The following is a 23,258-nucleotide window of genomic DNA, read 5'->3' on the forward strand; positions in this document are numbered from 1 at the left end:
ATCGGATCGCTCGACGCCGACGTGCTGAACTCGCTCCACGCCACTGCACTCCGACCGCACACGGGGGCGGTGGGACGGGGATGTGGTGGGCGATGACCAGCGCGACCACCGGGTCGGCCCAGTACCAGCCGAGCAGGCTGTTGAGCAGCAGCCCGACGACCGAGGCGGAGATCCGGCCCTGATCCTGCCAGGCGGAGTCGGCTGCCTGCCGTTCCTCCCGGTTGGCGGATGCGTTGTCGTTCCCACGGCTCGACCGCGAGCTCCCGAAGCCGGATCCGACCCGCTGACCTGTGGTTCTTCGGCTCGGTGATCCGCAGCCCACCGCCCGAGCGTTGAATTGCCGTCTGAACGACGAGAACGGGTTCGTCCAGATCGACGTCCGACCAGCGCAGCCCCAGCAGCTCGGCCAGCCGTTCCGGTCTGGCGTCAAACGCAGCGTCGGGGCCGCTCCGATTGTCGTGCTCGATCTCGACGAGGTCACCTTCCGCGGCTCGATCGCCACAGCGACCATCATCGAGGCGATCCGAACGCTCATGGACCACCAGGCGCTCAAGCTCATCACCGGGCAGACCACCGCACAGGTGGTTGACGTCATGGACGGTTCGAGCCGACGAATCGGACAGCTGGTTTCTCAGCATGGTTCTCCGTGGTTCTCGCCACGGAAATGGAGAGATTCGAAGAACAAGGGGATATTCATCAAAGCGGGCATGGTCTGGGTCACTGTCGTGGTCTGCCCCATTTCCGGGTACCTGACGAAAAGTCGGCACCTCGCGCTGGTGGAGACCGCGAGCAGCCCTCCGCGGAGACGGGACGCTCATCGAGAACCCGTACTACATCTCTCCCGACGAGTGCCGTCCCAGCGCCAGCCGGTACGAGGTTGCGGCTAGACCCTCCGCTGATCCCCCCGGCACGGACGGGAGTCGCACGGGTCCCTCGGTACTTCCCGGCTAGCGACGACCGGGCACCCGGTCATCGGCGCCCGCTCCAGAACAGCCGAGGACACTCGACGGCGGGCAGGACCCGGCCGAACACAGCCACCACGCCGGCACACGTCCGGGTGGTTTCGAGCGGCCTCGGTATCACCGCCACCGCACACGACACATCCTCGGTGGACAGGGCAGCCACCGGACACGCTGCGGTGCATGTCGTTGCGGCCCGGACGTGCGCGTTCCGCAGTGGGGCCGGCGCGAGCGGAGCGGCAGGCCGCGCGAGCGGGCTAACGTGACCCGCGAACCTGTCTCCTGTAACGAGGTCATCACCGGCTGCGACGTGCCGACCGCATCCGCAGCCTGCCGGGCCCCGAGGCCGAAGGGCAGCAACCCATGATCTTCATCGTCGTCAAGTTCACCATTCGTCCCGAGCGGAGCGAGGAGTGGCTCACGCTCGTCGACGACTTCACCCAGGCCACCCGGCAGGAGCCGGGCAACATCTTCTTCGAGTGGTCCAAGAGCGTCGACATGCCCGGCCAGTTCGTCCTGGTCGAGGCGTTCGCGGACGCCAAGGCCGGCGAGGCACACGTGAACTCCGACCACTTCAAGACCTTCGTCGAGTGGGCTCCCGAAGTGGTCGCGACGACACCGGAGATCGTCCACGTCGAGGTGCCGCAGGACGGGTGGGGCCGGATGGGCGAGATCGCGCCGCGCGAGGGCAAGTAGGGCCCTGGTCCTCCGGCTCCGGCCCCGCCGGAGATATCGATCTGAGGCACGGCCGCGCTGCCGCGGAGTGGCGGCGCAGCCGTCCACCATCTCTGGGACGATGCGGTCCTCCGTCTTTCTCGTCAGAACGACGAGAAAAAGTGGACTGGTCGCGTCCACCTTGTTCTCGTCATGCTGCCGTGAATCCGCTGCCTGCGAAAACGCCGCCGGCACGCGACTTCTCGTCATTTCGACGATAACCGGGGTGAACGGTCCGAGCGCGGTCCCGGGGCTTCGGGTCGGCGAGTTCTGCGGGCGTAGCTGCTTGCGACGCGACCGGCGACGAAGCCGGTGACGGACGACGCGGCGCGCCCCGCACGGATCCGGTCGGGATCCGCAGCGGGGCGCGCCGCGTCGGAGTGTTGCTCTTAGCGGCCGACGTTGTAGCCGCTGACCTGGGTGCCGTTCGCCAGCTGGTGCGCGACCGCCTGAGTGGCGGCGGCGGCGTCGAGGGCCGGAACGCCCCCGATGTTGTTGCTGCCGGTGAGGTGCGACGGGTCGATTCCGGCCTGCTGCACCGCGCCGGCGGCGTCGAAGTTGCCGTGCTGCCCGATCGCGTCGGTGACCGGGTTGCTCGGCAGCTGGTCGGTGCTGAACGCCGTGTCCTGCGGCAGGGACGGCGCGGCCGGCAGGGACGGCGCACCCGGCAGGGACGGCGCACCCGGCAGGTCCGGGGTGGCCGGCAGCTGCGGGGCCGCCGGCGCCTCCGGCAGGCCGGCGGTGCGGATGCCGGTGCTGTCCGGGTGCGTCTGGGTGTCGACGTTCGGCATCTCGAAGTGGAACAGCTCCGGAAGCCCGGCGGCCTCCGGCGACGGAGCCGCGTCCTGCAGACCGGCGATCAGGTCCTTGGCCTGCGAGGCGTCGGGGGCCTGCGAGAGGTCCGGCGCCGTGGGGGTCGGCAGGGCGTCGGTGCCCGGGGCCTGCGGAACGTCCGGCAGCGCCGGGGCGGCGAAGGCGCTGCCGGCGAAGCCGACGCCCAGGGCCGCGATGCCAGCGGCGGTGACGGTCGTGCGCACACTGCGCCGAGCGAGGGTGCTCATTTCGTAGATCCTTCCGATCGGGGTCTCGGATATCGCGACGGTTGATCTCCAAGCACAACGAAGGGCCGCCCGTTCGGTTGTGCGGTTAACGGCGCGGTTACAGCACTTCACCCGTTTCGGTGGTCGAAAACGTTCCGTTCTGACGGTTTTCATCCATTCGGGTGGCGTTTCGGTGCTTGACGTTGCAGATCCTGGAGATGATCTGTCGGGCCGGATGCTCCATCATCACCGTGTGGCTCGGATCGGATGGTTCGGAAGCGGCCTGAGTGTCGGAATCGGTGCCGGCGTCGTCGGGATCGGTTGGTACTACTCGAGCGTCCTGCTCGATGTGCGGCAGTGGCGGCTGTTCCCGGACCGCGTCCTGGACGCCCGTGACGGCACCGTGACGCTCGCCCGCAGCCGACTCGTCGAGCAGCCCGGAACCTGGGGGCTGCGCTGGGTCGATGGACTGGCCGTGCTGGGGCCGGTGCTCGCGGTGCACGACGACCGCGTCGTCCGCACTCTGCTCGCCGGCCCGGTGCCGCCTCCGGGCACCCCGGTCGTCGTCGACGCCGGTCCGTTCGATCCGGATCCGTCGGCCCGGGGGCTCGCGTTCCGCGAGATCCACGTCGCGACCCCGCTCGGTCCCGCGCCGGCCTGGTGGGTTCCGGGCGACCGGGACACCTGGGTGGTGCATGTGCACGGGCGCGGCGGCACGCGGCGGGAGGCGCTGCGGATCCTGCCCGCGCTGCACCGTCTGGGTCATTCCCAACTGGTGATCAGCTACCGCAACGACGAGAGCGCCCCCGCCAGCCCCGACGGGCGCTACCACCTCGGCGACACCGAGTGGGAGGACGTCGAGGCGGCGGTACGGCACGCCTGCGCCGCCGGTGCCCGGCGGGTCGTCCTCTTCGGCTGGTCGATGGGCGCGGCCATCATCGGGGCGTTCCTCGACCGCTCGGCCGCAGCCGCCGCCGTGGCCGCGGTGATCTGGGACGCGCCGCTCGTGGACTGGCGGGAGACCCTGCGCCAGCAGGCCCGCAACCGCGGGTTGCCCGGGCTGCTCAGCCCGATCGCCGCCACCATCACCAGCAGGCGGATCGGGATCGACTTCGACCACTTCACGTTGCGGACCCACCCACCGGCGGTGCGCCCGCCGACGCTCGTCGTGCACAGCACCGGCGACAGCGCGGTACCGGTCGGGACGAGCCGGGAACTGGTCGCCGCCGCGCCCGGGTTGGACTGGCCGATGCGCTACCTCGAGGTGCCCGACGTCGAGCACACCGCATCGTGGAACGCCGACCCGGTCCGCTACGAGGACGCCGTCACCGGCTTCCTGTGTGAGCACCTCGGCTGACGGCGGCCGTGCCCTCCCGGGTCAGTCGCCGGAGTGGCCGTTGCGGGACGCCGGCCCGCCGGCCGCGCTGAACGCGGGGTCGCCGGTGATGCTCGTGCCGCCGGGCGGGGTGGCCGGCACCGGCCAGGGGGTGCTCGACGGCGCGTCGACCTGCTGCGGGCGCCGCGACAACACCGCCCAGACCAGCGCGGAGACGGCGGTGACGACCAGGCCCGCCAGCAGCCAGCGCCGCCGGCGGCGCGGCCGTCCGTCCGGGTCGAGGCGCCCGGCGAGCTCGCGGCGGGCCTGCCTGACGCCGTCCTTGATCTCCCCGGAGAGCTCGGGGACGACCTCGGAAAGGGTGTCGCGGACGCCGTCGGAGAGCCGGCGCGCCCCGTACGTGACCGCGTCCACCGCCTCGCCGATCGAACCCGGTGCCGAGTCCGCCTGTTCACGAACTCGAGTCAGCGTCGTCGGCGCATTCATGATCGGACCTGCTTCCCGCGTGGGCGTCGTTCTCCGGTGCTGGCACGATGGTGGATGTGACTGACCCAGGCAACTCGAAGCAGACCGCCACGCTGCGGACGTCCGAGGGTGACATCAGGATCAACCTGTTCCCGGACCACGCCCCGAAGACGGTGTCCAACTTCGTCGGTCTGGCGACCGGTGAGAAGGCCTACTCCCAGCCGAATGCCAGCGGGGGCGACAGCGGGCCGTTCTACGACGGCTCGGTGTTCCACCGGGTGATCGGCGGATTCATGATCCAGGGCGGTGACCCGACGGGAACCGGCCGCGGCGGCCCGGGCTACCAGTTCGAGGACGAGTTCCATCCCGAGCTGAAGTTCGACCGCCCGTACCTGCTGGCCATGGCGAACGCCGGCCCCGGCACCAACGGCTCGCAGTTCTTCATCACGGTCGGCCCGACCCCGCACCTGAACCGCCGGCACACGATCTTCGGTGAGGTCGCCGACGCAGAGTCGCGTGCGGTCGTCGACGCGATCGCCAACACCGCCACCGACCGGGCGGACCGGCCGCTCAACGACGTCACCATCCAGCACGTCGAGATCTCTTGATGGACCGGTGAGCTACCCCGCCGGACCGCCCCAGCCACCGCATCCGGGCGGGTCACCGCCCGGGGCGGGACCTGTTGGATGCGTCCGGCACCCGGACCGGCCGACCGGACTCCGCTGCACGCGCTGCGACCGGCCGGCCTGTCCGGAATGTCTGCGCGAGGCCTCCGTGGGCTACCAGTGCGTGGACTGCGTGGCCGAGGGCAACCGCAGCGTCCGTCGCGGGACGACAATGGCCGGGGCCGAAGTGGCCGTCCGCCCGATCGCCGTGCCTGCGCTCATCGCGCTGAACGCAGTCGTGTTCGTGCTGACCGTGGCGCAGGCCGGCAGCCTCAACGCGAATGCCGCTGCACCGCTGTTCCAACAGTGGTCGCTGATTCCCGGCCTGGCCGCCAACGGCCAGTGGTGGCGGGTGCTCACCTCCGGCTTCCTGCACTACGGCCCGCTGCATCTGCTGTTCAACATGATGGCCCTGTGGCTCATCGGCAAGGACCTCGAGATGGTCCTCGGCCGGGCCCGCTTCCTGGCCGTCTACGTTGTCGCGCTGCTCGGCGGCTCCGCCGCCGTGATGGTGTTCTACCCACCGAACGCCCAGGTCGCCGGCGCCTCCGGTGCGGTCTTCGGGCTGATGGGCGGGCTCGCCGTCGTCCTGCGCCGGCTCCGGGCGCCCATGGGCCAGGTCATCGGGCTGATCGCGGTCAACATCGTGCTCAGCGTCGTGCTGCCCGGGGTGTCGCTGATCGGCCACCTCGGAGGGCTGGTGATCGGATCGGCCGCCACGGCGGCGCTGGTCTACGCACCCGCCCGCAACCGGCTCGGCTATCAGGTCGGAGCACTCGTCGGCTTGACCGTTCTGCTACTCGCAGTGATCGTCGGGGCTGCGGGCCTGGTGCTCTGACCCCGCGGCTGCGAGTTCGCTATCTCATCCGCCGGGAGTCCAGTTGGCCGGCGACGTCCTCGGGGTCCTCGCCCAGGTCCAGCCGGCCGAACAGCAGCAGTCGCTCCGCGCCGCCCTCGTCGAGGACGTCCAGTTCGACCAGCGAGGTGTCGCGGCCCAGCCGCCGGGTGCGCAGCACGCGGATGCCCTCGACCCGCGACCATGGATAACGCCGCGGCCCGAACAGGCCGCGCACCGTCACGCCGCCCGGGTCGGCGGCCAGTCGCGGCCGGGCCACGGTGCCGAACAGCGCGGCGACGAGCAGGCCCAGTGCGGCCACCCCGGCGACCAGCCGGCCGGTGGCGTCGGCGTGGGCGAGGATGAGCAGTACGAGCCACACCGCAGCTCCGGCCGCACCGAGCCAGGCCAGCGCCACGAGTGCGGCCGGCGGGCTCCAGCGCTGCTCCTCCACGCCGTCACTCACCGTAGCCAAAGTGCTTGTCCACAGCGGTTATCCACATGGGGATGACTTACATCACTGTCGTTACGTCAGCTCAGCGCCACCTCATCGTCATGAGCAGGCCGATCACGATCAGTGCGAATCCGATCAGGAAGTTCCAGGCTCCGAGAGCGACCATGAAGCCGATGGACTGCCCCGCGAGGTAGTTCACGACCAGCCAGGCCAGCCCGACCAGCATCAGGCCGAGCATCACCACGACGTAGACCGGGTGTGTCGGGCCGGCGGCGCGCGCGGCGGCCTTCTGGACGGTGGGCGGCGGGGTGTACGCGACCTTCTTGCGGACCTTGGACTTGGGCATCGGGACCTCGCGTGACGGTGTGCTCACCGGGGCGTCTCACCCGGCGTCTGCAACCACCGTAACGTGATCGGGCCGCCGCTGGTCAGCGGCCGTCCATCGGGACTCAGGCGTGCGCGGTGAGCCCGGCGGTCTCCGCGGTCAGCGCGGCGACGACCTGCTCCGCCACCGGGTGCCCGGCGCCCTCCATCCAGTTGGCCAGCAGCCGGTGCCCGTCCTGGGTGAGCACGGACTCCGGGTGGAACTGGACACCCTCCACCGGCAGGTCCCGGTGCCGCACGGCCATGATCAGTCCGGTTTCGGTGCGACCGGTGACCTCGAGCTCGACCGGCAGCGTGTCCGGCCTGATCGACAGTGAGTGGTAGCGGGTCGCGACGAACGGATCGGGCAGACCGCGCAGCACCCCGAGGCCCTCGTGATGAACCAGCGAGGTCTTCCCGTGCAGCAGCTCGGGTGCGCGCTCCACCACGCCGCCCCACGCGACGCCGATCGCCTGATGACCGAGGCAGACGCCGAGCAGCGGCAGGTTCTTGTCGGCGGCGCGGCGGATCACCTCGATGCTGCGCCCGGCCCGCTCCGGCGTGCCCGGCCCGGGGCTCACCAGCACGCCGTCGACCTCGTCGAGCTCGTCGAACTCGACCTCGTCGTTGCGCCGCACGATGACCTCGGCGCCCAGCTGGGCCAGGTACTGGACGAGGTTGTAGACGAAGCTGTCGTAGTTGTCGACGACCAGCACGCGCATCTCAGTTGCCCCCGCCCGTCCCGTTGCCATTTCCGGTCCCTGTGCCGTTCCCGTTCCCGGTCCCGGTGCCGTTGCCGAAGAGGCCGCCCGGGAACTGTCCGATCGTCAGCACGACGGGCTTGTTCGGGTCGGCCTGCGAGCCCCCCGCCGGCGACTGCGCGATGACCCGGCCGTCTTGGGTACGGTCGGTGACCTGCTGGCCCTGCAGCGTGGATTGGAAGCCCGCGTCGGAGAGCTCCTGCATGGCGTCCCGAGCCTGCATCCCGACGACGTTGGGCACCGTCTGCTGATTGGGGCTGCTGCCCTTCGACACCTGCAGGGTGACCGTGCTGTTCTTCGGCACGCGCTGGCCCGCCGCGGGGTTCGTACCCACCACCTGGCCGGCGTCGCTGTTGCTGTCGACCTGCTGGACCTGCACCTGGAAGCCCGCATTCGACAACGTCTGCTGTGCGGTGTTCTGGTCCTGACCGGTGACGTCGGGGACCGCGACCGTGGTCGGGGCCTTGCCGATCACCACGGCGACCGCGCTGCCACCCGGGGCGTTCTCACCGGCGGCCGGGTTCGACGAAATGATCTTCCCGACCATGGTGGGGTCGGAGGTCTCCTGCTCCGTCTGATCGCCGAGGGTCAACCCCCGGCTCTGGAGCTGCTGCTCGGCATCGGTGACCGTGCGTCCGACGAGCGGGGGGACGGCGGCCTGGGCGGGGCCCTGGCCGTAGAACAGCGTGACCCGGCTGCGCTCGGCGATCTGGGTGTTGCCGCTCGGCTCGGTGCGGACGATCTTCCCGATGTCCTCGACCTTGGACTCCGTCGGCTGCAGGTCCGCCAGCAGGTTCGCCGCCACGACCTGAGCGCGTGCGGCCTCCTTCTGCTGGCCGACCACATCGGGCACGGTGACCTGCTTGGGCTGGGCCGGCCCGCCGAACACCTGGTAGCCGACGAACGCGATCAACCCGAGCACGGCCAGCAGCCCCACCGCGATGCCGACCTTGCGGCCGGTCCGCCGTGGCGGCTCGTCCTCCCACACCGGAACCGCGTCCGGCGGCAGCGTGTGGCGCCCCCCACCGCCGCCGGCGGCAGCGCTGATCCGCCGGGTCGCGCCGGTGGGGGTGGCGGCGAGCAGCGCGGTGCGCTCGTCCTCGCTCATCACCGTCGGTGCGAGTGGGGCCTGCCCGGAGCGGACGCGAACCAGGTCGGTGCGCATCTCGGCGGCGGACTGGTAGCGGTTGGCCGGGTTCTTGCTCAGTGCCTTGAGGACCACGGCGTCGAGCGCCGCGGGTACCGACGGATTCACCTCGGACGGGCGCTTCGGGTCCTCACGGACGTGCTGGTAGGCGACCGCCACCGGAGTGTCGCCGGTGAACGGGGGCTCGCCGGTGAGCAGTTCGAAGAGCACACAGCCGGCTGCGTAGACATCGCTGCGGGCGTCGACGGCCTCACCGCGGGCCTGTTCGGGCGAGAGGTACTGGGCGGTGCCGATGACCGCCGCGGTCTGGGTGACGTTCTGGCCCTCACCCAGGGCGCGGGCGATGCCGAAGTCCATGACCTTCACCGCGCCACCGCGGTTGATCATGATGTTGGCCGGCTTCACGTCACGGTGGATGATGCTGTGTCGGTGGCTGAAGTCGAGGGCGGCGCAGACGTCGGCCATCACCGCGATGACCTTCTGCTGGGTCAGCGGGCCCTGCGTCTTGACGATCTCGCGCAGCGTCTGCCCGTCGACGAACTCCATGACGATGTAGGGCAGCGGGCCGAACTCGGTGCCCACCTCGCCGGTGTCGTAGACCGCGACGATGGCCGGGTGGTTCAGCGCCGCAGCGTTCTGCGCCTCGCGGCGGAAACGCAGTTGAAACTGCGGGTCGCGGGCGAGGTCGGCGCGCAGCACCTTGATGGCGACGTCGCGACCCAGCCGCGTGTCGCGCCCCTTGTGGACCTCGGACATGCCGCCATAACCGAGCGTGTCGCCCAGCTCATAGCGCTCGGACAGCAGTCGGGGGGTCGTCATCAGTTCCGATTCCTGGGGGGTTTCATGGGTCGAGTCATCATGCCGGGTCGCACCGCCCGTTGGAGTGTCGCTCTGATGGGGTAGCGCCGGAGGGCGGGTTGTACGGGCTCACCGGACCCTCTCTGTGACGATCCTCGCTTCGAACAGCTCACCGGCCGCCGGACCGGCCAGGCCTGCCTCTTGGCCCGTCACGGTACCGCCGAGTGCCCCGGCCGGTGCCGGGTTCGATGGTGTGGGCTCCGACTCGAACAGCCCCGGGAGGATGAACACAGCCAACGCGATCGCCGCCAGGGTGAGCACGAGGAACAGTACAAGGAGTAGCGATCCGCTCGGGCCGGACGACGGGTCCAGCCGCAGCGGCTCGGTCGGCGGCGCCGGGACCGCGCGTACGGGTTCGGGCGTCGACGCGTCGGCGAGCGGTGCGGGAGAAGCGGCGGGCGCAGGTGTCAGGACCGGGTCGGCCGGGGGCGGGGTACCGGTGGGGTCGGAGTCCGACTCCGAGGCCGGCTCCGTGTGGGGTGCCGGAGTGGGGACCGGCGTGCGGGCGGGTGTCCGCGGCGTGGACTGCGCACTCTTCTCACCCTTGACCGCGCGCTCGGCCCGCCTGCTCACCTTCTGCCCGCGGCGCTCGGCCTTCTGGCTCCGGAGGCGCTCGACACGTTCCTGGATGACCGATGTCACGCCTCCGGGCGCCGCGTCGGCATCGGCCGTGATCACCGGTTCGGCGGCGGGCATGCGCGAGGGCCGCGGCAGCGGCTCACCGCGCCGGACGGCGGCTACCGCGGCCGCGAACTCGCCGCCGTCGGCGTAGCGGTGATCGGGGTTCTTGACGAGCACCGCGTCGATCAACTCCCGGGCCGCGTCCGGGACGTGCTCGGGCAGCGGCGGCGGTTCCTCGCGGACCTGCATCATCGCCACCGCGACCGCGTTGTCGGCCCGGAAGGGCCGGTGCCCGGCGAGGCACTCGTAGCCGACGATGCCGAGGGAGTAGACGTCGCCGGCCGGGCCGGCCTCGCCGCCGCTGGCCTGCTCCGGGGCGATGTAGTGGGCCGTGCCCATGACCATCCCCGACCGGGTGACCGGCACCGCGTCGGCCGCCTTGGCGATACCGAAGTCGGTCAGCTTCACCACGCCGTCGGTGCGGATGAGGATGTTGCCGGGTTTCACGTCCCGGTGCACGAAGCCCCGGGCGTGCGCGGCCTGCAGCGCCCGCGCGGCCTGTTCGATGATCTCCAGTGTCTCGTCGGCGTCGATCGGCCCCCGGCTGATCTTCGAGGACAGCGGCTCACCGCGGACCAGTTCCATGACCAGGTAGGCGGTACGGCCACCGCCGACCGGGCCGTCGTCCTCGCCGTAGTCGTGCACCAGCGCGATCCCGCTGTGGTCGAGGGAGGCGACGGTGCGCGCCTCGATCCGGAACCGGTGCAGGAACTCGGGGTCGTCGGAGAGCTCAGGGCGCAACACCTTGACGGCCACGCTGCGGCCGAGGCGGGTGTCGGAGGCCTCCCAGACCTCGCCCATCCCGCCGACGGCGATCCGCCGGTCCAGCTGATACCGGTCGGCGATGCGCTGGCCTTCGGCGAGCACGGTCACGATGCCGCCTCCGCGGGAAAGAGGCCCGTCGGCGGTCACCGGCCGCCCCGCAGTGCCTCGGCGATGACCGCCCGTCCGATCGGAGCCGCGACCGAGCCGCCGGTGGCCTCCAGGGCGCGGTCCCCGCCGTTCTCGACCAGCACCGCCACCGCGACCACCGGGTTGACCGCCGGCGCGAACGCCACGTACCAGGCGTGCGGCGGGGTGTTCTTCGGGTCGCTGCCGTGCTCGGCGGTCCCGGTCTTCGACGCGATCTGGACGCCGGTGATCTTGCCGCCGCCCTGGGTCCGGTTCTCCGAGCCGATCATCAGGTCGGTCAGCGTCGCCGCCACGTTCGCCGGCACGGCCCGGCCCAACCGGTCCACCGCCGTGGTGTCGATGGTGTCGAGCTCCGGGCCCTGGATCTCCTTGATCAGGTGCGGGGCCATCATCTGCCCGCCGTTCGCGATCGCGGCCACGATCATCGCGTTCTGCAGCGGGGTGAGCCGCACGTCGCGCTGGCCGATGCCGGACTGCTGCAGCGCCGCGGTGTCGGGGATGTCGCCCAGCGACGACGGGACCACCGGCATGGGCACGGCCAGGGTCGACGAGCCGATGCCGAACGCCTCCGCCTGCTTGCGCAGCGTGTCCTCGCCGAGGTTGCCGGCCATCTGGGCGAACGCGGTGTTGCAGGACCGGGCGAGCGCCTCGCGCAGGGACGCGGTGGCCCCGGTGCCGCACGGCGTGCCGGCGAAGTTCTGCAACGTGGTGTTCGTGCCGGTCAGGGTGATGTTCGGAGCCGCGGTCAGCTGGCTGTCCGGCGTGTAGCCGTTCTGCAGCGCCGCCGCGGTGTCGATCAGCTTGAACGTCGAGCCCGGCGGATACGTCTCGGAGATCGCCCGGTTGGTCAGCACCGCCGGGTCGGCGTCGTTGTACTCGGTCCAGGCGTTCTTCTGGGTGGACGAGTGGTGGCTGGCGAGCGGGTTCGGGTCGTACGACGGCGTCGAGGCCATGGCCAGGATCTCACCGGTCTGCGGCCTGATCGCGACGACGGCGCCGGTGAAACCCTTGTCCGTCATCGCCTGGTATGCCCGCTGCTGCACCGACGGCTTGATCGTCAGCACGACGTTGCCGCCGCTCGGGTCGCGACCGGTGATCAGGTCGGAGAGCCGGCGGCCGAACAGCCGGTCGTCACTGCCGTTCAGCACGGCGTCGGCGGATCGTTCGATCCCGCTCGAGCTGTAGATCACCGAGTAGTAGCCGGTCAGCGACGCGTAGGCGGGGCCGTCGGGGTACTGGCGCCGGAACCGCAGCCGGTCGTTGGTCTCCACGCTGCTGGCCAGCACCTGGCCGTCGGCGCTGATCTGGCCGCGCTTGCGCGCGTACTCGGCGAGCAGCACGCGCTGGTTGCGCGGGTCGTTGCGATAGTCGCCCGCCTTCACCACCTGCACGTAGGTCAGGTTGCCGAGCAGCATCAGGATCATCACCATCACGGCGATGGCGATCCGCCGGACCGGAGTGTTCACGGGCGCTGCACCAACTCGGTGTTGGCCTCCGCGATCGGCGCCTGCGGTTGCGCCGGCCGACGCGGCAGCGGGGCCCGCGCCGCGTTGGAGATCCGCAGCAGCAACGCGATCAGCGCGTAGTTCGCGACCAACGAGGAACCGCCGTAGGACAGGAAGGGCATGGTCAGGCCGGTCAGCGGAATCAGCTTCGTCACGCCGCCGATCACCACGAAGATCTGCAGCGCGACGGCGAACGCCAACCCGGTGGCCAGCAGCTTGCCGAAACTGTCACGCACGGCCAGCGCGCTGCGCAGCCCGCGGGTGACCAACACCAGATAGATCAGGAGCACCGCGGCCAGCCCGATGAGCCCCAGCTCCTCGCCGAGCGAGGACCAGATGAAGTCGCTCTCGGCGAAGGGCACCAGGTCGGGACGCCCGGCGCCCAGCCCGGTGCCGCCCACGCCACCGGTGCCGAGCCCGAACAGCGCCTGGCCGATCTGGTACCCCGTGCCGTTGAAGTCGGCGAACGGGTCCAGCCAGATCTGCACCCGGACCCGCACGTGGCCGAACAGCTGGTAGGCGATGAGGCCGCCGCCCACGAAGAAGCTCAGCCCGATCAGCAGCCAGGAGATGCGCTCGGTGGCCGCGTAGAGCAGGACGAGCACGATCCCGAAGAACAGCAGCGAGGTCCCGAGGTCGCGCTCGAGGACGAGCACGCCGACCGAGAACCCCCAGGCCAGCAGCAGCGGGGCCAGGTCACGGGCCCGCGGCAACTCCATGCCGAGGAACGTGCGGCCGGCGGTGCTGAACAGGGCGCGCTTCTGCACCAGGAACCCGGCGAAGAAGGTGATCAGCAGGATCTTGGCGAACTCACCGGGCTGGATGGACAGCACACCCAACCGCAGCCAGATCTTCGCCCCGTTGACCTCGGACAGCGACGACGGCAGCAGGCCCGGCAGGGCGAGCAGGATCAGCCCGGCGAACCCGGCGGTGTAGGTGTAGCGGGACAGCGTGCGGTGGTCGCGGACGAGGAACAGCACCCCGATGAACAGCGCGAGGCCGATCGTCGTCCAGGCCACCTGGCGGCCGATCAGCTCGGTCGGCGCGGTCGACCCCAGCTGCGCCGCCTTGTCCGCCCCGGCCAGGTCCAACCGGTGGATCATCACCAGACCCAGCCCGTTGAGCAGCGCCACCGAGGGCAGGATCAGCGGGTCGGCGTAGGGCGCCCACTTCCGCACCGCGAGGTGGGCCACGGTGAACAGACCGAGGTAGGCGGCACCCAGGTAGAGCAGCGACTGGGTGAGCTGCTGCTCCTGGTTGGCCTCCACCAGCACCAGCGCGCTGGTGACGAGCGTGGCGGCGAAGGCCAGCAGGAGGAGCTCGATCCCTCGTCCGGTCGGCAGCGGCGGAGGTGAGGGCTTGCCCGGCGCCTGCGGCTCGGGGCCGCTCTGGTCGGGAGCTGCCATCAGCTCGCCGACCGGCAGGTCGTCCCCGGCTCGGGCGGAACCGTCTGCAGGGGCGTGGTCTCGGTCTGGGGGAGCGACGGGTCGACGGGTGTCACCGGCGCAGCCGTGGGCGGTCCCAGCAGGGACGGCTGCTGGGTGACGGTCGGACACGGAGCCAGCATGCGGGCCCGCAGCCGCTCGACCGTGCTCCGGGCGCTGGCCAGGCCGTCGGACGCGACGATGCCGTCACGGACCTGGCTGCGCGCGTCCTCCGGGAGGTCCATCAGCGTGATGCCGGACTGCTCGGCGACCTGCTGCAGCGGAATGCCGAGCACGCTGCCGCGAACCCCCTGGAAGATCGTCACCTGGTCGCCCGCCGCGCCCACGTAGTACTGCTGCATCACCCAGGTGCGGGCCAGGAACCCCCCGGCGACCAGCACTGCGAGCGCGACGAACACCCCGACCACCAGCCGCAGCCGCGGCCGCCGGCGCGAGACCGGCTCCTCCAGGACGGGCTCGACACGGCGCGGCAGCGCACGGGGGAGCGTGGTCGCCGAAGCCCGGGCGGCAGCCGTGTCGGCGCCGGGACCGTGCTCGTCGCTTCCGTCGCCGGCGGCACCCCCGACGATCGGGGCGTCCTCGCCGTACTCGATGTCGACGACATCGGCGACGATGCAGGTGATGTTGTCCGGGCCGCCGCCGCGCAGCGCCAGCTCGATCAGCCGGTCGGCGCATTCCCGGGGATCGGGGTAGTCGCGCAGCGTGTCGGCCAGCGTCTCGTCGCTGACCGGGCCGGACAGCCCGTCGGAGCAGAGCAGATAGCGATCGCCCGCGCGGGCCTCGCGGATCGTCAGTGAGGGGTCGACGTCCTGGCCGGTGATGGCGCGCAGCAGCAGCGAACGCTGCGGGTGCGTGTGCGCCTCCTCCTCGGTGATCCGGCCCTCGTCGATCAGCGACTGGACGAAGGTGTCGTCCTTGGTGATCTGGGTGAACTCGCCGTTGCGCAGCTGGTAGGCGCGCGAGTCGCCGACGTGCACCAGGCCCAGCCGGGAGCCCGCGAACAGGATGGCGGTGAGCGTGGTGCCCATGCCCTCCAGATCGGGGGCGTCGGCGACGTGCCGGGTGATGGCCGCATTGCCCTGGTACATCGCGTCCCGGAGTTCGCCGAGCAGATCATCGCCCGGGTCGTCCTCGTCGAGCGGGGCGAGCGCGGAGATCACCAGCGAGGACGCGACCTCGCCGGCGGCGTGCCCGCCCATGCCGTCGGCCAGCGCGAGCAGGCGCGGGCCGGCGTACACCGCGTCCTGATTGTTCTGCCGGACGAGCCCGCGGTCACTGCGGGCCGAGTAGCGCAGGACCAGGGTCATCGTTCGACTCCGCGTGCACCATCGGCTCGATCCTGCCTGCAGTGACCGGCGCGATCGGCGCGATCGGCGCGATCGGCTGCGTCCTGCGTGCAGGTCTCGCGATCACGGCCCTGCCCGCAGCGTCGGCGACCGGGTTGCGGCCTCACGAGCGCAGCTCGATCACGGTCTTGCCGATACGGACAGGGACCCCCAGGGGGACCCGGGTGGGTCCGGTGACCTTAGCCCGATCCAGGTAGGTGCCATTGGTCGACCCGAGATCTTCGACGTACCACTCCTCGCCCTGCTGCGAGATCCGCGCATGCCGGGTGGAGGCGTAGTCGTCGTCGAGCTTCAGGGTGGAGTCGTCGGCCCGGCCGATCAGGATCGGCCGGGAGTCCAGCGTGATCCGGCTGCCCGCCAGCGGGCCCTGGGTGACCAGGAGTTGGCGGGCCGCCCGGCTACGTCCCGACCGCGCCTTCGCCCGGCCGCCCGGGAGGATCGCCCGCAGCCCGGAGGCCGCGTAGAGGTCCGAGCGCACGACGCGGAGCGCGACCAGCACGAACAACCAGAGCAGGGCCAGGAAGCCTGCCCTGGTCAGCTGCAGTACCAACTCCGGCACTCGCCGTGAACTCCGATCTCAGTGACGGGGAACGGGAATCGATGCTCAGGCCTGCGTCCGGAAGACCAGGCTCGAGTGTCCGACGCGGATCACGTCGCCGTCGGTCAGCTGCCAGCTCTGCACCGGGTTGCCGTTGACCGTGGTGCCGTTGGTCGAACCCAGGTCGTTCAGCGTCGCCTGCTGCCCGTCCCAGCTGATCTCGAGGTGCCGCCGGGACACACCGGTGTCGGGGAGCCGGAAGTTCGAGTCCTGGCCGCGGCCGATGACGTGGGCGCCCTCGGTCAGCTGGTAACTGCGGCCGGAGCCGTCGTCCAGGCTGATCGAGGCGGTCAGCTGGCCCTGGTGGCCGTAGCCGCCCCAGCCCTGCTGGCCGTAGCCCTGCTGCCCGTAGCCCTGCTGGTCGTACCCGGCGTCGTAGCCCTGGTCGTACTGCTGCTGGCCGTAGCTGGCGTCGTAGCCGGGCGCGTAGCCCTGCTGCTGCCCGTAGCCGCCCTGCTGGCCGTAGCCGCCCTCGTACCCGGGGGCGTAACCCTGCTGGTCGTACCCGCCCTGTTGGTAGCCCTGGGCGCCCTGCTGGCCGTAGCCCTGCTGGCCGTAGCCCTGCTGGTCGTAACCCGGCTGCTGGCCGTAGCCCTGGTCATAGCCCGGCTGCTGGCCGTAGCCCTGGTCATAGCCCGGCTGCTGGCCGTGGCCCGGCTGGCCGTAGCCCTGCTGGTCGTAACCCGGCTGCTGGCCGTAGCCCTGGTCGTAGCCCGGCTGCTGGCCGTAGCCCTGCTGGTCGTAACCCGGCTGCTGGCCGTAGCCTTCGCGGCCGCGCGCCTGCTGCTCACCGCGGTCGTGGCCGGCGGGCGGGGCATACGTCTGCTGCCCATATCCGCCGGGGGCGCCCCGGTCGTATCCGTACTGCCCGTTCTCCTCGGGGTGGCCCGGTTGCTGGCTCATGGGTGCTTCTCCTGCGTTGCGTGCTCTGATGGGGTCCCGACGGGAAGCGTCGGGGTCCACGGACGAGCGGGTGCGGAACTGTCCCGTGTGCAGCGCCTCGGAGCGCTCCAGAAAGACTACGACCTCGCCGTAGGTGTCCCATCCCTGGTCGGCGAGTTGTTCGGTGACGTAGCCGGACAGCGAGGCCTCGATCTGTTCCGTGTCACCGGCCATGCGCTCGAGATCGGCGGGGCTGAGCTGCACCGTGTACCGGTTCGGCGCCAGCAGGCGCCCTCCCGCGAGCTGCTCGATGTGGTCTTCGGCTTCCCTGAGCAGTGCTTGCGCGACTTCCTGGGGAACGACGCTGCCTCCGAAGACCCGCGCGAAGGCATCTCCCACCATCCCCTGGAGACGGCGTTCGAATCGCCCTACGCGGCCCAACCGATCTTCCTCCGTTCGCATCGGCGTGTTACCGGCAACCCTGATCGTATCTGTGCTAGCCAGCACGTCGAGTCTGCCCGACACGGACCCCCCTCGCGCGGCCTGTTTTCGGGTCGTGCTAACTTTCCCTCCGTCAGGGCGAGTGGCGGAATGGCAGACGCGCACGGTTCAGGTCCGTGTGTCCGTAAGGACGTGAGGGTTCAACTCCCTCCTCGCCCACCAGTGGGTCTCCCCTCATCAGTCGCGGACCGCGGGCCGGTCCGGATGGTCAGCCAGTACGAGTAGGTCGGCTTCGCCGGCCGGGTCTCGTTCGCGGTCGTACCGCTCGAAGGCCGGCAGCGTCCAGCGTTCCGCCTCGGCCGTGCGCCGGGCCAGCGCGGCCGGGCCCATCCGCAGGTGCACCGAGAGATCCAGCGGCAGCCCGCGGCCAAGCAGCAGCGACCCGCTCAGCAGCACCACGCCGTCGTCGGCGAGCGTCCGGTAGTCGTCCCGGTAGGCCCGGTCGAGTTCGGCGTTCCACAGTCGCGGCAACACCCGGCCCGATCCGTCCGGCGCGGCCGGTGCCAGCACCTCGCGGCACAGCGCGCGCTCGTCGAGCCAGCCGTCGAGGAACATGTCGACGTCGGTGTGCCCGTACTCGAGCCGGACCGACGCCGGGCGCAGGAAGTCCGCGGCCGCCACGACGAGCACGTCGCGCCCCCGGGCGCGCAGTTGCGCCGCCGCCTCGGTGGCGAGTTCCTCCGGCCGCGTCGGCGGCGCACCGTCCAGGGCCATCCGGACGCGTCGTCCCGGCCGATCGACGACCAGATCGGCGATCTTCCCGGCCAGCGCGGCGGGGGTCGTCGGGGTGATCGGTCCGGGGGTGGTCGGCACGGGACCGATCCTGCACGACCGGGCGGCGGGCGGCTGCTCTACTGGCGGTAGTTCTCCACCACGTCCGCCGACCGCTCCCGCGCCTCGTCGGCGTCCAGGCCGGCCCTGCGGCGGGCCTGGCGCTGCCGCAGCAGATCCCACAGCCGGTCCAGTTCGACCCCCAGCCGCTCGAGCCTGGCCACTTCGGCCTCGGACGGCGACTTGCCCACGTGGGCGCGTTCCAGCCGGTGCTCCTCGTCGACGAGCGCGTTGATCCGGTCCCGGAGTTCCTGGTCGTCCATCGCGATCTCCTCAGGTCGGTACGGCTCCGCAACGCCCGATCGGAGCATGCGCGTGCGGTACCCGTACCGAAGACTGTGACGTATGGCACGTGAGGAGGGGGCCGCCGGCAGTTCGATCCTGCGTGCCCTGCGGGTCGTGGAGGCCGTCGCGGCCGCCGGCGACGGGGTCACGGCCAAGGCGATCGCCCGCCGCCTCGGCTGCCCACTGCCCACCATCTACCGGGTGCTCGGCACGCTGGTGGCGGAGGGCTACCTGGTCCGGTTGCAGGACGTCCGCGGCTACGGCCTCGGCTACCGCATCGCCGAGTTGCACCGCAGCCTCGCCGAGCAGGTCGAGCCGTCGCACTCGGTGCGGATGATCCTGCACGAGGTGCACGGCGCGGCCCGGGCGGCGACGTACCTGGCCGTGTTCCGTGACGTCGACGTGGTCATCGCGCACCTCGATCACTGCGCCGATCATGCGGGGCCGGAGGGGATGCGGGTGGGGGAGCCCGCGCCGGCGCACGCGACAGCCGGGGGCAAGGTGCTGCTCGCCGGCCTCGAGACGGGCCGGCTCGGCGAGCTGCTCGCCCACGCCGGGCTGCCGCGGCTCACCGCGCGCACCGTCGCCGACCGCCGGGCGCTGGACCGCGAGCTCATGCGGGTCCGATCGGCGGGCGCCGCGGTGGAGCTGGAGGAGTACCGGCGCGGGGTGGCCGGGATCGCCGTTCCGGTGCGTGGGCCGGGCGGTGAGGTGGCCGGTGCGCTGGGGGTGACGGTGAGCCGCGCCGAGTTCGGGGCGCGGCGCTGGGAACTCGAGCACGAGGTGCGCCAGGGCGCCGGGCGGGTGGCGCGGTCGATCGCCGCGCTCCCCGGGGCGGCGGCGCAGAGCTGAGCCGCCGGGGATGTCCGGCCCTACGCTGCGGGGTGTGGAGCAGACGGTGCGCTACGACCTCGCCGGGCACGTCGCGACGATCACCTACGACCGGCCGGAGAAGCTCAACGCGATCGACGGGGCGATGCGCGAGCAGATCAACGCGGCGTTCAGCCGGTTCCGCGTGGACGACGAGGCGTGGGTGGCGGTCGTGACCGGCAGTGGGCGGGCGTTCTGCGTCGGCGCGGACATGCGCTCGGAGACCGGCAGCGCCGCGGGGGACTTCCCGGGCAGCTTCTGGGAGCGGCCGACGGTGAACTCGTTCGAGAGCGGCTGGGAGATCAACAAGCCGGTGATCGCCGCGGTCAACGGGCACTGCCTCGGTTACGGGCTCACCCTGGTGACCTGGTGCGACTTCGTGATCGCCAGTGAGCGGGCCACGTTCGGCTTCCCCGAGGTCACGGTCGGGATCCCGACGATCGTCGGTGCGATCCGGCTGCCCCAGAAGATCAACTGGCAGTACGCGATGGAGCTGCTGCTCACCGGCGAGCGGATCGACGCTGCCCGGGCCAAGGAGATCGGCCTGGCCGGCTGGGTGGTGCCGCACGACACGTTGCTCGACGAGGCGCGGGCACTCGCCGCCCGGCTCGTGCGCGCCGCACCGCTGGCGGCCCGGGCGACCAAGGAGATGGCCGTGCGGGCGCCCGGGCTCGGCGCGGTGGACGCGATCCGGTTCGGCGAGGCCATGCGCCGGGTCGCCGCCGCGACGGAGGACGCGGCGGAGGGCGCCGCAGCGTTCCGGGAGCGGCGCGAGCCGGTGTGGCGGGGGCGCTGATCCAGGGCGTGCGGTCGGGCCGGAGAGCGCGCGGAAACACCGCGACCCGCCGGCCGGAATGCCGCGACTCGCGGGCGGGAGAACCGCGACTCCCGGGTCAGCGGGCCAGCTCGGCCAGGCGGTCCAGTTCGCGCAGTGCCGCGTCGGTGCCGCGGTCGTCGTCGCTGCCGAGGTCGGGTAGCTCGAACAGCACCCGGTCCACCCCCGCCTCGGCGTACGACGCGAGTGCCTCGGGCTTGCTCGCCGCGCCGTAGAGGGTCACCGGGATGTGCCCGCGCCCGGCGTCGGCCGCGCGCTGCTGCAGCTCGGCGACCCGCTTGGTGAACTCGTCGAGCGCGGACATCGGCACCCGCAGCGGGATCCAGCCGTCGCCGTGGGAAAGCACCCGGTCCAGCACGGTCGGGCCGCCGCCGCCGATGAGCACCGGTGGCACCTGGACCGGCTTGGGCCAGGACCAGATCGGGTCGAAGTCGACGAACCGGCCGTGGAACTCCGGCTCGGGCTCGGTCCAGATCGTCTTCATCGCGGCGACCTGCTCGAGCATCCGCGCGGTCCGGGTCGTGGGGTCGACGCCGTGGTTGGCCATCTCCTCGCGGTTCCAGCCCGGTCCGATGCCGAACTCGAAGCGCCCGCCCGAGATCTGGTCGACGCTCGCGACCTGCTTGGCCAGCACGATGGGGTCGTGCTGGTTGACCAGCGACACCGCGGTGCCCAGGGAGATCCGCTCGGTCACCGCGGCCATCGCGCCCAGCGCCACGAACGGGTCGAAGGTGTGCGCGTACTGCCGCGGTAGCTCGCTGCCGCCGGGCCACGGCGATTCGCGACTGGTGGGGATGTGCGTGTGCTCGGTGAGGAACAGCGAGCCGAAGCCACGCTCCTCGACGGCCCTCGCGAGCACGAGCGGCTCGATCCCGTAGTCGGTCAGGAAGGTGACGACGCCGTAGTCCACGAGGGAAGCCTGCCAGCCACCGGAAACGACGGCAGCGCGACACGCCTGACCGGGCTAGGTTGCCGCATATGCATGGGCGCACCGAACCGCCGTTCCGGGCCGACCACGTCGGCAGCCTGCTCCGCCCGCCCGAGCTGCTGAAGGCGCGGGAGGAGTTCGCCGCCGGCACGCTGGACGCCGCCGGCCTGCGGGCCGTCGAGGACGAGGCGATCCGGGGCGTGGTCAGGGTCCAGGAGGAGATCGGCCTCCGGTCGGCGACGGACGGCGAGTTCCGCCGCACGTCCTGGCACATGGACTTCATCTACCAGCTCGGCGGGATCAGCAAGACCGACGAGCAGATCCACGTGAAGATGCACAACGCGCAGGGCGACAGCGAGTTCACCTCGGCCGGCCTGGCCGTGCACGAGAGGGTGCGGCTGGAGAAGCCGATCTTCGCCGATGACTTCCGGTTCCTCGCCGAGCAGACCACCACCGCGCTGCCCAAGCTGACGATCCCGTCGCCGAGCATGGTCCACTACCGCGGCGGGACGGCGGCGATCGACCGCAGCGTGTACCCCGACGTCGAAGAGTTCTGGGCGGACCTGTCGGCCGCCTATGCCGACGAGGTACGTGCGCTCGGGGAGCTGGGCTGCCGCTACCTGCAGCTCGACGACACCAGCCTGGCCTATCTCAACGATCCGGCCCGGCGCGCCGAGATGGCGGCCAAGGGGGAGGACGCCGACCACCAGCACCTGCGCTACATCAAGCAGATCAACGCCGCGCTGGCCGACCGCCCGGAGGGCATGCGGGTGACCACGCACATGTGCCGGGGCAACTTCCGTTCGTCCTGGGCCGCCGAGGGCGGCTACGACTTCGTGGCCGAGGCGCTGTTCGGCGAGCTCGACGTCGACGGCTTCTTCTGCGAGTTCGACGACGAGCGCTCCGGAGGGTTCGCCCCGCTGCGGTTCGTCCCGCCGGGCAAGCAGGTCGTGCTCGGCCTGGTGACGACCAAGAGCGGTGCGCTCGAGGACCCCGACGTGCTCAAGCGGCGCATCGAGGAGGCGTCGAAGTACATCCCGCTCGATCAGCTGTGCCTGTCCCCGCAGTGCGGGTTCTCCTCCACTGTGGAGGGCAACGCGCTCAGCTTTGACGAGCAGGTGGCAAAGCTGCGGCTCATCGTGCAGGTCGCCGAGGACGTCTGGGGCTGAATCCACGCGCGGTCGTCTGTCCACCCCGGATTCGACCGGCCGCGGGGGCTGCCGGATGCCGGGCCGCGCAGCTAGCCTGCGCCGATGGACGAGGGCCCACACGGCTGGGGCAGGCCGCTGTACGAGCGGGTGCTCGCCGAGGTGAAACCCGGCGCGCGCCTGCTCGACCTGGGGTGCGGGACGGGCACCTTCGCCCGGCTGGCCGCTGATCGCGGTGTGCAGGTGGCCGGCCTCGACACCGACCGGTACGCCGTCGCGGCCGCCGCCGAGCGGGTGCCGGAGGGGGAGTTCCGGGTCGGGGACGCACACGACCTGGCCTGGCCGGACGCCGTGTTCGACGTCGTGGCGGCCGTCCAGCTGCTCGCCCACGTGACGAACCCGCTGAAGGTGCTGCGGGAGGCTGCGCGGGTGGCGGGCCCCGGCGGCACCGTCGTCGCCACGGTGTGGGGCCGCGAGCACGAGTGCGACGTCCGGGTCTTCGGCGAGGCCCTGGCCGGGTTCCTGCCACCCCGTTCGGCCCGGCGCGCCCCGGCCGGCGGGCCGCCGCTGACCGAACCCGACCGGTTGCGCAAGATGGCCGGCCTCGCCGGCCTGGAGGTGACGGCCGTCGATGAGGTGACCTGCGCGTTCCGCTACGCCGACGAGGATGCGCTGCTCGATCCGCTGCTCGCCTCCGACATCGGCCGGGCCGCGGCGCACCGAGCCGGCCCGTCCGCCGTCCGGGGGGCGGTCCTCCAGGCCCTGGCCCCCTACCGCGAGCCCACCGGCGCCTACCGCCTGGACAACCTCTTGCGGGTCCTGACCTCCCGCGTCCCCCCGCCCCCGTGACAAACGGGGGCGGGGCGGAGCGGGGTGGGCGCGCCCGGGTGAAGT

24 protein-coding genes and 1 tRNA gene are annotated in these 23,258 nt (G+C 71.5%); 10 read left to right on the top strand and 15 right to left on the bottom strand.

Going from position 1 to position 23,258, the window contains the following annotated elements:
- Positions 1-290 precede the first annotated feature (290 nt).
- Entirely contained in the window at positions 291-887 is a 597-nt protein-coding gene (locus HF526_RS24875; protein ID WP_169383975.1) for a hypothetical protein, read from the top strand.
- Positions 888-1,322: 435 nt separating this feature from the next.
- Positions 1,323-1,655 (top strand): putative quinol monooxygenase, encoded by a 333-nt coding sequence (locus tag HF526_RS24880; protein WP_169383987.1) that lies wholly within the window; start codon positions 1,323-1,325, stop codon positions 1,653-1,655.
- A gap of 407 nt (positions 1,656-2,062) precedes the next feature.
- On the opposite strand, the gene HF526_RS24885 is transcribed toward HF526_RS24880, so the two are convergent.
- Complete coding sequence (locus HF526_RS24885) at positions 2,063-2,734, bottom strand: hypothetical protein (protein WP_169383988.1); 672 nt, start codon at positions 2,732-2,734, stop codon at positions 2,063-2,065.
- A 232-nt stretch (positions 2,735-2,966) separates the two neighbouring features.
- Between HF526_RS24885 and HF526_RS24890 the strand changes: the two genes are divergently transcribed.
- On the top strand, positions 2,967-4,070 hold the full coding sequence (locus tag HF526_RS24890; RefSeq protein ID WP_338051720.1) for an alpha/beta hydrolase family protein: 1,104 nt from the start codon (positions 2,967-2,969) through the stop codon (positions 4,068-4,070).
- A gap of 21 nt (positions 4,071-4,091) precedes the next feature.
- On the opposite strand, the gene HF526_RS24895 is transcribed toward HF526_RS24890, so the two are convergent.
- The gene (locus tag HF526_RS24895; RefSeq protein ID WP_169383990.1) at positions 4,092-4,535 is read right to left on the bottom strand and encodes a hypothetical protein; all 444 of its coding nucleotides are present in this window, start codon (positions 4,533-4,535) and stop codon (positions 4,092-4,094) included.
- 47 nt (positions 4,536-4,582) lie between these two features.
- Here HF526_RS24895 and HF526_RS24900 point away from each other — a divergent pair, with 47 nt between their 5' ends.
- On the top strand, positions 4,583-5,122 hold the full coding sequence (locus tag HF526_RS24900; protein WP_169383991.1) for a peptidylprolyl isomerase: 540 nt from the start codon (positions 4,583-4,585) through the stop codon (positions 5,120-5,122).
- Between the two features lie 166 nt (positions 5,123-5,288).
- Positions 5,289-6,017, top strand: a complete 729-nt coding sequence (locus tag HF526_RS24905; protein ID WP_338051721.1) for a rhomboid family intramembrane serine protease — start codon at positions 5,289-5,291, stop codon at positions 6,015-6,017.
- A 19-nt stretch (positions 6,018-6,036) separates the two neighbouring features.
- Here HF526_RS24905 and HF526_RS24910 read toward each other — a convergent pair whose 3' ends face one another.
- The 10 genes from HF526_RS24910 to HF526_RS24955 all read right to left on the bottom strand — a co-directional run bounded on the left by HF526_RS24910 (position 6,037) and on the right by HF526_RS24955 (position 17,407).
- The gene (locus tag HF526_RS24910) at positions 6,037-6,480 is read right to left on the bottom strand and encodes a PH domain-containing protein (protein ID WP_169383993.1); all 444 of its coding nucleotides are present in this window, start codon (positions 6,478-6,480) and stop codon (positions 6,037-6,039) included.
- Between the two features lie 70 nt (positions 6,481-6,550).
- A complete protein-coding gene (gene crgA / locus HF526_RS24915) occupies positions 6,551-6,814 on the bottom strand; it encodes a cell division protein CrgA (protein ID WP_169384010.1) in 264 nt (87 codons plus the stop codon).
- Positions 6,815-6,917: 103 nt separating this feature from the next.
- On the bottom strand, positions 6,918-7,553 hold the full coding sequence (locus tag HF526_RS24920; RefSeq protein ID WP_169384011.1) for an aminodeoxychorismate/anthranilate synthase component II: 636 nt from the start codon (positions 7,551-7,553) through the stop codon (positions 6,918-6,920).
- Between the two features lies 1 nt (position 7,554).
- Entirely contained in the window at positions 7,555-9,558 is a 2,004-nt protein-coding gene (pknB, locus tag HF526_RS24925; protein WP_169383994.1) for a Stk1 family PASTA domain-containing Ser/Thr kinase, read from the bottom strand.
- Positions 9,559-9,666: 108 nt separating this feature from the next.
- Positions 9,667-11,145, bottom strand: coding sequence for a serine/threonine-protein kinase (locus HF526_RS36540; RefSeq protein ID WP_338051724.1), 1,479 nt, complete (start codon positions 11,143-11,145; stop codon positions 9,667-9,669).
- 41 nt (positions 11,146-11,186) lie between these two features.
- Positions 11,187-12,656 (bottom strand): penicillin-binding transpeptidase domain-containing protein, encoded by a 1,470-nt coding sequence (locus tag HF526_RS24935; RefSeq protein WP_169383995.1) that lies wholly within the window; start codon positions 12,654-12,656, stop codon positions 11,187-11,189.
- Positions 12,653-14,101 carry an FtsW/RodA/SpoVE family cell cycle protein gene (locus HF526_RS24940; protein WP_169383996.1) on the bottom strand — a complete coding sequence of 483 codons (1,449 nt, stop codon included), beginning with the start codon at positions 14,099-14,101 and terminating at the stop codon, positions 12,653-12,655. The genes HF526_RS24935 and HF526_RS24940 overlap by 4 nt, the downstream gene beginning before the upstream one ends.
- Entirely contained in the window at positions 14,101-15,447 is a 1,347-nt protein-coding gene (locus tag HF526_RS24945) for a PP2C family protein-serine/threonine phosphatase (RefSeq protein ID WP_169383997.1), read from the bottom strand. Before HF526_RS24945 ends, HF526_RS24940 begins: the two co-directional genes overlap by 1 nt.
- A gap of 142 nt (positions 15,448-15,589) precedes the next feature.
- Complete coding sequence (locus HF526_RS24950; protein ID WP_169383998.1) at positions 15,590-16,045, bottom strand: FHA domain-containing protein FhaB/FipA; 456 nt, start codon at positions 16,043-16,045, stop codon at positions 15,590-15,592.
- A gap of 45 nt (positions 16,046-16,090) precedes the next feature.
- The gene (locus HF526_RS24955) at positions 16,091-17,407 is read right to left on the bottom strand and encodes a DUF3662 and FHA domain-containing protein (protein ID WP_275404186.1); all 1,317 of its coding nucleotides are present in this window, start codon (positions 17,405-17,407) and stop codon (positions 16,091-16,093) included.
- A gap of 136 nt (positions 17,408-17,543) precedes the next feature.
- Here HF526_RS24955 and HF526_RS24960 point away from each other — a divergent pair.
- Positions 17,544-17,629: transfer RNA gene (locus tag HF526_RS24960), tRNA-Leu, on the top strand.
- 15 nt (positions 17,630-17,644) lie between these two features.
- On the opposite strand, the gene HF526_RS24965 is transcribed toward HF526_RS24960, so the two are convergent.
- On the bottom strand, positions 17,645-18,280 hold the full coding sequence (locus tag HF526_RS24965; RefSeq protein WP_338051722.1) for a nucleoside/nucleotide kinase family protein: 636 nt from the start codon (positions 18,278-18,280) through the stop codon (positions 17,645-17,647).
- A gap of 38 nt (positions 18,281-18,318) precedes the next feature.
- On the bottom strand, positions 18,319-18,561 hold the full coding sequence (locus HF526_RS24970) for a DUF2630 family protein (protein ID WP_169384000.1): 243 nt from the start codon (positions 18,559-18,561) through the stop codon (positions 18,319-18,321).
- Positions 18,562-18,643: 82 nt separating this feature from the next.
- Here HF526_RS24970 and HF526_RS24975 point away from each other — a divergent pair, with 82 nt between their 5' ends.
- Both HF526_RS24975 and HF526_RS24980 read left to right on the top strand, forming a co-directional pair.
- A complete protein-coding gene (locus tag HF526_RS24975) occupies positions 18,644-19,435 on the top strand; it encodes an IclR family transcriptional regulator (RefSeq protein ID WP_169384001.1) in 792 nt (263 codons plus the stop codon).
- Between the two features lie 34 nt (positions 19,436-19,469).
- Positions 19,470-20,249 carry an enoyl-CoA hydratase/isomerase family protein gene (locus tag HF526_RS24980; protein WP_338051723.1) on the top strand — a complete coding sequence of 260 codons (780 nt, stop codon included), beginning with the start codon at positions 19,470-19,472 and terminating at the stop codon, positions 20,247-20,249.
- Between the two features lie 97 nt (positions 20,250-20,346).
- Here HF526_RS24980 and HF526_RS24985 read toward each other — a convergent pair whose 3' ends face one another.
- Positions 20,347-21,198 carry a TIGR03619 family F420-dependent LLM class oxidoreductase gene (locus HF526_RS24985; protein WP_169384003.1) on the bottom strand — a complete coding sequence of 284 codons (852 nt, stop codon included), beginning with the start codon at positions 21,196-21,198 and terminating at the stop codon, positions 20,347-20,349.
- Positions 21,199-21,266: 68 nt separating this feature from the next.
- On the opposite strand from HF526_RS24985, the gene HF526_RS24990 reads away from it, so the two are divergent.
- Both HF526_RS24990 and HF526_RS24995 read left to right on the top strand, forming a co-directional pair.
- Positions 21,267-22,385 (top strand): 5-methyltetrahydropteroyltriglutamate--homocysteine S-methyltransferase, encoded by a 1,119-nt coding sequence (locus HF526_RS24990; RefSeq protein ID WP_169384004.1) that lies wholly within the window; start codon positions 21,267-21,269, stop codon positions 22,383-22,385.
- Positions 22,386-22,469: 84 nt separating this feature from the next.
- Complete coding sequence (locus HF526_RS24995) at positions 22,470-23,213, top strand: class I SAM-dependent methyltransferase (RefSeq protein ID WP_169384005.1); 744 nt, start codon at positions 22,470-22,472, stop codon at positions 23,211-23,213.
- The last annotated feature ends 45 nt before the right edge of the window (positions 23,214-23,258 follow it).

Origin of the sequence: Pseudonocardia acidicola (assembly GCF_012911935.1) — a bacterium.
GTDB classification, from domain to species: Bacteria; Actinomycetota; Actinomycetes; order Mycobacteriales; family Pseudonocardiaceae; genus Pseudonocardia; species Pseudonocardia acidicola.

What these genes read in the sequence shown, in the direction of transcription:
- HF526_RS24880 (WP_169383987.1), top strand. Translation starts at nt 1,323, where the DNA reads ATGATCTTCATCGTCGTCAAGTTCACCATTCGTCCCGAGCGGAGCGAG.
- HF526_RS24920 (WP_169384011.1), bottom strand. Translation starts at nt 7,553, where the DNA reads ATGCGCGTGCTGGTCGTCGACAACTACGACAGCTTCGTCTACAACCTC.
- HF526_RS24945 (WP_169383997.1), bottom strand. Translation starts at nt 15,447, where the DNA reads ATGACCCTGGTCCTGCGCTACTCGGCCCGCAGTGACCGCGGGCTCGTC.
- pknB (WP_169383994.1), bottom strand. Translation starts at nt 9,558, where the DNA reads ATGACGACCCCCCGACTGCTGTCCGAGCGCTATGAGCTGGGCGACACG.
- HF526_RS24940 (WP_169383996.1), bottom strand. Translation starts at nt 14,101, where the DNA reads ATGGCAGCTCCCGACCAGAGCGGCCCCGAGCCGCAGGCGCCGGGCAAG.
- HF526_RS24885 (WP_169383988.1), bottom strand. Translation starts at nt 2,734, where the DNA reads ATGAGCACCCTCGCTCGGCGCAGTGTGCGCACGACCGTCACCGCCGCT.
- HF526_RS24990 (WP_169384004.1), top strand. Translation starts at nt 21,267, where the DNA reads ATGCATGGGCGCACCGAACCGCCGTTCCGGGCCGACCACGTCGGCAGC.
- crgA (WP_169384010.1), bottom strand. Translation starts at nt 6,814, where the DNA reads ATGCCCAAGTCCAAGGTCCGCAAGAAGGTCGCGTACACCCCGCCGCCC.
- HF526_RS24970 (WP_169384000.1), bottom strand. Translation starts at nt 18,561, where the DNA reads ATGGACGACCAGGAACTCCGGGACCGGATCAACGCGCTCGTCGACGAG.
- HF526_RS24995 (WP_169384005.1), top strand. Translation starts at nt 22,470, where the DNA reads ATGGACGAGGGCCCACACGGCTGGGGCAGGCCGCTGTACGAGCGGGTG.
- HF526_RS24900 (WP_169383991.1), top strand. Translation starts at nt 4,583, where the DNA reads ATGGTGGATGTGACTGACCCAGGCAACTCGAAGCAGACCGCCACGCTG.
- HF526_RS24895 (WP_169383990.1), bottom strand. Translation starts at nt 4,535, where the DNA reads ATGAATGCGCCGACGACGCTGACTCGAGTTCGTGAACAGGCGGACTCG.
- HF526_RS24975 (WP_169384001.1), top strand. Translation starts at nt 18,644, where the DNA reads ATGGCACGTGAGGAGGGGGCCGCCGGCAGTTCGATCCTGCGTGCCCTG.